The organism is Pseudoroseomonas ludipueritiae (genome assembly GCF_014490445.1).
Taxonomy (GTDB): domain Bacteria; phylum Pseudomonadota; class Alphaproteobacteria; order Acetobacterales; family Acetobacteraceae; genus Pseudoroseomonas; species Pseudoroseomonas ludipueritiae.
Genome location: NZ_JACTUZ010000194.1, coordinates 1 through 6,932, shown reverse-complemented (window position 1 = coordinate 6,932; position 6,932 = coordinate 1). Strand labels below are relative to the sequence as shown.

Sequence of the window (6,932 nt, the reverse complement as noted above, 5' to 3'; positions counted from 1 at the left end):
CCGCTGCCGCCCGCCAGGATGATGCCCTTCATGGTCGTCGCTTCCGTCAAGAATGCTGTGTTTGAGGTCCAATGAGAGCATCGAGGCAATGGGACAGCGACTGGCGCCAGTCAGCGGCCTCGATGCCATGGATGCGAGCGATGTGGCCGCAATCCAGGCGGCCATCGGCCGGGCGGCGGGCGGGCGTCGGATAATCGGCGGTGGTGATGGCGGAAAGCCGCGGAACCTTGTAGCCGCGCGCCGCGGCCCCGGCGAAGATGGCTTCGGCGAAGCCGTGCCAAGTGGTCCAGGGCGTGCCGGTTAGGTGAAAGACGCCAAAGGCTGCATCGCCTGCCGGTGAAGTGGCCAGCCGGGGCAGCATGCGGGCAATGGCATCGGCCAGATCGGCCGCAAAGGTTGGCGCCCCATGCTGGTCGGCTACCACCGAGACCGCCTCGCGCTCGCGCCCCAGGCGCAGCATGGTCTTGACGAAGTTGTTGCCGTGCGGGCTGCAGACCCAGGCGGTGCGGATGATGGCGGTGCGGGGGTTGGCCGCCAGTGCTGCCCGCTCGCCGGCCAGCTTGGATTCGCCGTAGACGCCAGTAGGGCCGGTGGGCGCATCCTCGTCGTAAGGCGCGCCGCCATTGCCGGAGAACACATAATCCGTCGAGACATGCAGGAAGGGCAGATCCCGCGCCGCCGCGGCGGCGGCTAGTATGCCGGCGCCGATGGCATTCACCGCGAAGGCGAGGTCGCGCTGGCTCTCGGCCTTGTCCACAGCGGTATAGGCGGCGGCATTGACGATGACCTCCGGTGCCGCCTGCTCCACCGCGCGGCGGATCGATTCCGGGTCGGTCAGGTCCAGCTCCGGCGCCTCCAGCGCCACCACTGTGTGGCCATAGCGCGGCAGGCGCTCCAGCAGTTCAATGGCCAATTGGCCGGTACGGCCGGCAACGAGAACGCGCATCAGGCGGCGCCCGCCGCATCCGCCGCCGGGGCCGGTGCGGCATCCAACAGGCCGAGGCGCTGGCCGGAATAGACCTGCTCCCGCAGCGGGCGCCACCAGGCCTCGTTGGCGAGGTACCAGGCCAGGGTGCGCTCGATGCCTTCCTCGAAGGTCACGGAGGCGTGCCAGCCCAGCTCGCGCTCGGCCTTGGAAGGGTCGATGGCATAGCGGCGGTCATGGCCCGGGCGATCGGCCACGAAGGTGACCAGCTCCCGGCGCGGCGCGGCGGCGGGGCGCAGGCGGTCCAGCGCGTCGCAGATGGCATGCACCACCTGCAGGTTGGTGCGCTCCGCCCGGCCGCCGATGTTGTAGGTCTGGCCCGGCACGCCGCGCGTCACCGCCGCCACCAGGGCGCGCACATGGTCCTCGACGAAGAGCCAGTCGCGGATATTGCCGCCGTCGCCATAGACCGGCAGCGGCTTGCCCTCCAGCGCGTTCAGCGTGACCAGCGGGATCAGCTTCTCGGGGAAATGGAAGGGGCCGTAGTTGTTGGAGCAGTTGGTGACGATGGTGGGCAGCCCGTAGGTCTCGTGCCAGGCCCGTGCCAGGTGGTCCGACCCCGCCTTGCTGGCCGAATAGGGCGAGCGCGGATCATAGGGCGTGGCTTCCGTGAAGGCGCCCGTGGGCCCGAGCGAGCCGAAGACCTCGTCGGTCGAGACATGCAGGAAGCGGAAGCGCCCGCGCCGCGCCTCGTCATAGCCGGCCAGCAGCGCCCGGGCGGCCTCCAGCAGCGCGAAGGTACCCATCACATTGGTCTGGATGAAGGGCGCGGCGGAGGCGATGGAGCGGTCCACATGGCTCTCGGCTGCCAGGTGCATCACCGCGTCGGGGGCGAAATCCGCGAAGGCCCGGTGCATGGCATCGGCATCGCAGATATCGGCCCGCAGGAAGGCGAAGCCGGGCCGCCCCTCGCAGGCCGCCAGGGTGCGGCGGTCCCCCGCGTAGGTCAGCTTGTCGATCACCAGCACCTCGTGCCCCAGGTCGAGGACAAGGTGCCGGACAAGGGCCGAGCCGATGAAGCCGGCGCCGCCGGTGACGATGAGACGCATGCGGGGGGTTCTCAGAAGAAAGCGGGAAGGTCGCGAAGGCGCGGGTGACGGCGGTCCTTGTCGGACAGCACCGGCCCGCCGGGCAGGTCGGGCCAGGGCAGCGACAGGTCCGGATCGTCCCAGGCGAGGCCGCGGTCGCATTCGGGGACGTAATAGTCGGTCACCTTGTAGGCAACCTCGGTATCCGGCTCCAGCGTCACGAAGCCATGGGCGAAGCCGGCGGGGACATAAAGCTGCTCGGCGCCCTCGGCGGAGAGCTTGCAGGCCACATGCCGGCCGAAGCTCGGCGAGACGTGGCGCAGGTCTACGATCACGTCTAGGACGGCGCCCCGCAGCACGCGCACCAGCTTGGCCTGGGCATGCGGCGGCAGTTGGAAGTGCATGCCGCGCAGCGTGCCGGGCGTGGCCGAAAGGGAATGGTTGTCCTGCACGAAATGGTCGGTCACGCCGACCGCCTCGAAATCCCGCCGGCTGTAGGTTTCCATGAAGAAACCGCGATGGTCACCGAAGCGTCGCACCTGCAGCAAGAGCGGGCCCTCGATCTCGAAGCGTCGCGCGGAAACATTGCCACTTTGGGTTAGAGGCATCGTCATAACATGAGGCACCTTTCAGTCAGGCCAGCAACCGAAGCCAAATTCAACGACAGACACCGCAGATTTTTCCTTATTACCACATTTGCCCAACAATGAAATTATGCCTGGAATGAAAATTCCAATTCCATGTTGCCTGACCGTAGCCCCGAAGGTGGTCCACCCAAAGTGAGGGCTTCCGGGCGTCCTAAGCAGCTCTTCTGGGCTGCTTTGGCAGCGAACTCCTGAGGCGTCGGGTGCCCCAGTGCACTGTGAGGACGAGACGGTTTATAGTCCCGTCTCCAGACCTCGATCTTGCTCCTGGCGTCATCAAGCGGCAAGAACCAATGCGTGCCCAGGCATTTGTCCCGGAGCCGGCCGTTGAAGCTTTTCACGAGGCAGTTGTCGGTCGGCTTGCCGGGTCGGGAGAAGTCCAGCGCCATGCCTCGCTCGTGAGCCCAACGGTCCAGCACTTTGGACACGAACTCCGGCCCGTAACAGATCGGGAAGTCTGACTTGGCTAGGTCTAAATCAGCTCAAAGGCGGCCACGACCGGCCAGCAAGCCTCCACAGTGACGGTGTCCAGCCACACTGAGAGGAGCTGACCGGCCATGACCAAGCCTCACCTACACCCGCTGCCGCCGTTCTGGTCACCATTGATGTCGCCAAACTGAGGAACAAGGTGCTGATCGGGGTACCCGAGGCTCGGCGGCGCCGCAGGATGACGGTGACCAACACCCGCGTCGAGCACGACCGGCTGGTGGCCGAGCTGCAGGCCCTGGAACGCCTGGTGACCGTTGGCCTTGAGCCGACCGAGCACTACCACCGCCCGCTCGTCTGGCGGCTAGCGCAAGCCGGCTCCGATGTCCGGCTGATCTCCTCGGTTGGCCTGGCCTGGACCAGGAAGGCCCTGCACAACGGCTGGGACAAAACGATCCCAAGAGCGCGCAAGTCATCCTGCACATGCTGCGGATTGGGGAAGCCAAACCCTACCACGACCCGCTGGAGCACGCGATCAACGATATCCAGGCGCTGTCGTTGACCCATGAGGTGGTCTCCAAAGCCAAGACAGAGGTGCTCCACCGCATCCAGACCCACTACCTGCCGCTCTACTTTCCCGAGGTTAACCGCTTCCGGAACAGCACCCGCAGCGACTGATTCTTCGCTCTCCTTGAGCGCTTTCCCGTGCCGGCCGGCATCACCGCCCCCAGCAAAGAGGCCTTTGTCGCGGCCACCTGCGATCTCGCCGGCCGCAAGGTCGCCAAGGCCGGTCTGCTCGGCGACATCTATGAGACTGCCCAGACCTCGACCGCCCTGCGATCCCGCCCAACGCCCGGGCCATCACCATGTTCCGCCTGGTCATCACCGAGGCACGCCACCTGATCGGGCAGCGTGACACCATCGAGCGGCTCGCGGGTGAGCTACTGGGGCGCACGCCGACTCCCGACGCCTGCAGCAGGTGCCAGGTATCCGACCGATCAACGCGCTTGCCATTCTAGCCGAGGCGGGTGACCTGCGCCGGTTCGGGCACCACCGCCAGTTCCTGAAGTTCTGCGGCCTCGACCTCGTTACCCACCAGTCTGGCCAGTGCCGTGGCAAAACCAAGCTCTCCAAGCGCGGCAATGCCCGCCTGCGCCGGACGCTCTGGATGGCCGCCCAGGTCGCCATCCGTCAATGGGAAAGCAGCTTCCGCGCCAAGTTCGAGCGCTACGTTGCCAAGGACCGGGAGGATCCGGACCTCGGGCGCGGGGCGTTCACTGCCATCACCGCCAAAATGGCCCGCGTCGTGCAAGCGATCATCAAGAGCGGTGTCTGCTACCGGCCCTTTGTCGAGGGGCCGGTGCCAGGTGGAAGAACCCCTCTAGCGGAGCCGTAAGGGCGCATCCGCGACCCTGGAGATAATGTTCAGGTCTTCCACCCGGGTCTGCATCTCGTCCCGCGGACGGTGAGGGCCGCTGACGGACCCTGTGTCTCCTACGATCGAGAGCTCCCCCATCATGGTGGAGGCCGCCTAGGCGGCGTGGACAAAGCTGATCCACATGCGGATGGCGGCGAGTTGGACGAAGCCGAGGAAGCTGCTGGCGGTGTGGTCATAGCGCGTAGCCACGCGGCGGCAGTTCTTCAGGCGGTTGATGCAGCGCTCGATGCGATTGCGCAGGGCATAGAAGGGCCGCTGAACACTGTGCTGGATGCGCCTGTTGCGCTTGGTTGGGATCTCCGGCTGCCCGCCGTGGTCACGTACATCCTGCCATATGGCATCACTGTCGTAGCCGCGATCCGCGAGCAAGATGCCGGGATCACTGTCCCGCTCCTCCATTAGCTCGCCATAGGCTGTGCTGTCATGCGCCTCGCCCGGCGTCAGTGTTAGGCTGATCGGCAGGCCATGGGCATTGGTACGGAGGTGGATCTTGGTCGAGAAGCCACCGCGCGAGCGTCCAAGACCCTGGCGGTCAGTCCCCCTTTTACGCCAGCCGCGCAGTGGTGTGCCCGGACGATGGTGCTGTCGATCATCTGCAGGGCGTCGGCGTCGCCACCCCCATCCGCCAGCGCCTGCAGCAGCACATCCCAAAGGCCAGAGGTGGTCCAGCGCCGATACTGCCGGTGGACGGAGTTCCAGTTGCCCAGCTCAGGCGGCAGGTCGCGCCAGGGAATGCCCGTGCGCGCTACCCAGAAGATGGCGTCCAGCACCCGGCGGTGACTGCCGGGCGGGCGGCCGCGGAAGGGTCCGGTCTCGACCACGAAGGGCTCGAAGAACGCCCATTCCTCGTCCGTCAGCAAACCTCGCAGCACCAGCGCCTCCACCCAGGAGACAGCCTTGAATCACCTCAGGATCACGGTGTGAAGGACCTTTGTCCACGCCGCCTAGCACTACTTGGGCACTGTAAGGCCGAGGAACGGTTCTCTCCCTGCTGAACAATGCAGCGGGAGGTAAGGATGGCGACCGTTCATGGTGGTGGCGCTGACCTGGATCGCTGGCTGGCGCCGTTCCTGCAGGTGCTTGGACGCAAGACGCGGCGGATGTGGGCGCCGCTTTATCTGCGGGGCTTATTGGGGCCAGGTGAGCGCAAGAGCCTGCAGCCGATGGCAGCTCGCCTGGGCCTGGGCGGCCACGACCAGCTGCAGCACTTCATTGCCAGCCCAGCCTGGGGCGACGCGCCTCTCTGGTCTGTGCTGGCGCGCGAGGCAGACAAGCTGGTCGGCGGACCTGCGGCCTGGCTGGTGATCGATGACACGGCGCTGCCCAAGAAGGGCGCGATGTCGGTTGGTGTGGCGGCCCAGTGCTGCGGCCAACTCGGCAAGAAGGCCAACTGCCAGTGCCTGATCTCGCTCACTTTGGCCCAAGGTGAGGTGCCGGTTCCGGTGGGCTTGCGGCTGTCCCTGCCACAGGAATGGATCGGCGATCCGCAGCGCTGCGCCCGGGCAGGCGTGCCGGAGGCCGCTATAGTGCCGCGAAGCAAAGGTGAAATCGCGCTGGAGGAGATCGACCGGCTGCATGCCGCGGGCGTACGGTTCGGCACCGTGCTGGCGGATGCGGGCTATGGTGCCAGTGCAGCATTCCGCCAGGGCCTCGATGCCCGGGGGCTGCTCTGGGCAGTCGGCATTCCGCGCAACCAGAAGGTCTACAGCGCCGCCGTGCAACTGGTGCCGCCACAGGGACGTGGGCGCAAGCCCGTGCCTGACGAGGAACCACTCGAGGCGGAGAAGGTCCTGGCTAGTCTCTCCTGGCGCCGGATCACCTGGCGGCAGGGCACCAGAGGTCCACTGGCTGCCAAGTTCGCCGTGGCGCCCATCCGAGTGGGCGATGGCGCTGTGTGGGCCAACAACCGGCACCTGCCAGGTGACGAGGCCTGGCTGGTGGGCGAGTGGCGCGCAAGTGGCGAGCGGAAGTACTATCTGAGCAATCTGGCGCCCGGCACGTCACTGCGTGCCCTGGCCGCCGCCATCAAGGCGCGCTGGATATGTGAGCAGGCGCACCAGCAACTCAAGCAGGAACTCGGTCTCGGGCACTTCGAAGGACGCTCGTGGACGGGTCTGCACCGACATGCGCTGATGACCTGCATTGCCTGCGCCTACCTGCAACACCTCCGTCTCGCCGCGCACCGCCGGATGAGCCGGGGGAAAAATGCCGACCCGAATGCCGGGTCCGCCGCCCTCGCCAAGCCTGCCTACCGTTCGGCGCGCCATCCTCGACCGGCTGCTCGCCCACCTGGCGGTACCCCTCCGATGCCCGCACTGTCGACGCAGCTTCCTGCCACCACCCGCTAAACTGCCCAAGTAGTGCTAGAGGCTGTTATGGACCTGCGTCCAGTTGAGCAGCCTGCCTGAGCA

At 66.5% G+C, this 6,932-nt stretch carries 5 protein-coding genes and 2 pseudogenes; 2 read left to right on the top strand and 5 right to left on the bottom strand.

The genetic code is table 11. From position 1 onward, the window contains the following. Positions 1-46: 46 nt before the first annotated feature. From rfbD to IBL25_RS23315, 4 genes and pseudogenes are all read right to left on the bottom strand, one after another. On the bottom strand, positions 47-946 hold the full coding sequence (gene rfbD, locus IBL25_RS23330; RefSeq protein ID WP_187780875.1) for a dTDP-4-dehydrorhamnose reductase: 900 nt from the start codon (positions 944-946) through the stop codon (positions 47-49). Next, positions 946-2,034: a dTDP-glucose 4,6-dehydratase gene (gene rfbB / locus IBL25_RS23325; RefSeq protein ID WP_187780874.1), complete on the bottom strand. Its 1,089-nt coding sequence runs from the start codon at positions 2,032-2,034 to the stop codon at positions 946-948. The genes rfbD and rfbB overlap by 1 nt, the downstream gene beginning before the upstream one ends. A gap of 11 nt (positions 2,035-2,045) precedes the next feature. Then, positions 2,046-2,627 (bottom strand): dTDP-4-dehydrorhamnose 3,5-epimerase, encoded by a 582-nt coding sequence (gene rfbC / locus IBL25_RS23320; protein WP_367615674.1) that lies wholly within the window; start codon positions 2,625-2,627, stop codon positions 2,046-2,048. A 200-nt stretch (positions 2,628-2,827) separates the two neighbouring features. Next, positions 2,828-3,097, bottom strand: a pseudogene (locus tag IBL25_RS23315) (integrase core domain-containing protein); the annotation flags it as partial. Between the two features lie 107 nt (positions 3,098-3,204). Between IBL25_RS23315 and IBL25_RS23310 the strand changes: the two are divergent. After that, a pseudogene (locus IBL25_RS23310) lies at positions 3,205-4,479 on the top strand (IS110 family RNA-guided transposase). Between the two features lie 135 nt (positions 4,480-4,614). Here IBL25_RS23310 and IBL25_RS23305 read toward each other — a convergent pair. Next, positions 4,615-5,405, bottom strand: a protein-coding gene (locus IBL25_RS23305) for an IS5 family transposase (RefSeq protein WP_187780873.1) whose coding sequence is annotated in 2 segments (ribosomal slippage) — positions 4,615-5,069 and positions 5,069-5,405 — 792 coding nt in all. Because the reading frame shifts where the segments join, the coding sequence is not laid out codon by codon here. A gap of 132 nt (positions 5,406-5,537) precedes the next feature. Between IBL25_RS23305 and IBL25_RS23300 the strand changes: the two genes are divergently transcribed. Then, positions 5,538-6,869, top strand: a complete 1,332-nt coding sequence (locus IBL25_RS23300) for an IS701 family transposase (RefSeq protein WP_238940617.1) — start codon at positions 5,538-5,540, stop codon at positions 6,867-6,869. Positions 6,870-6,932: the final 63 nt, after the last annotated feature.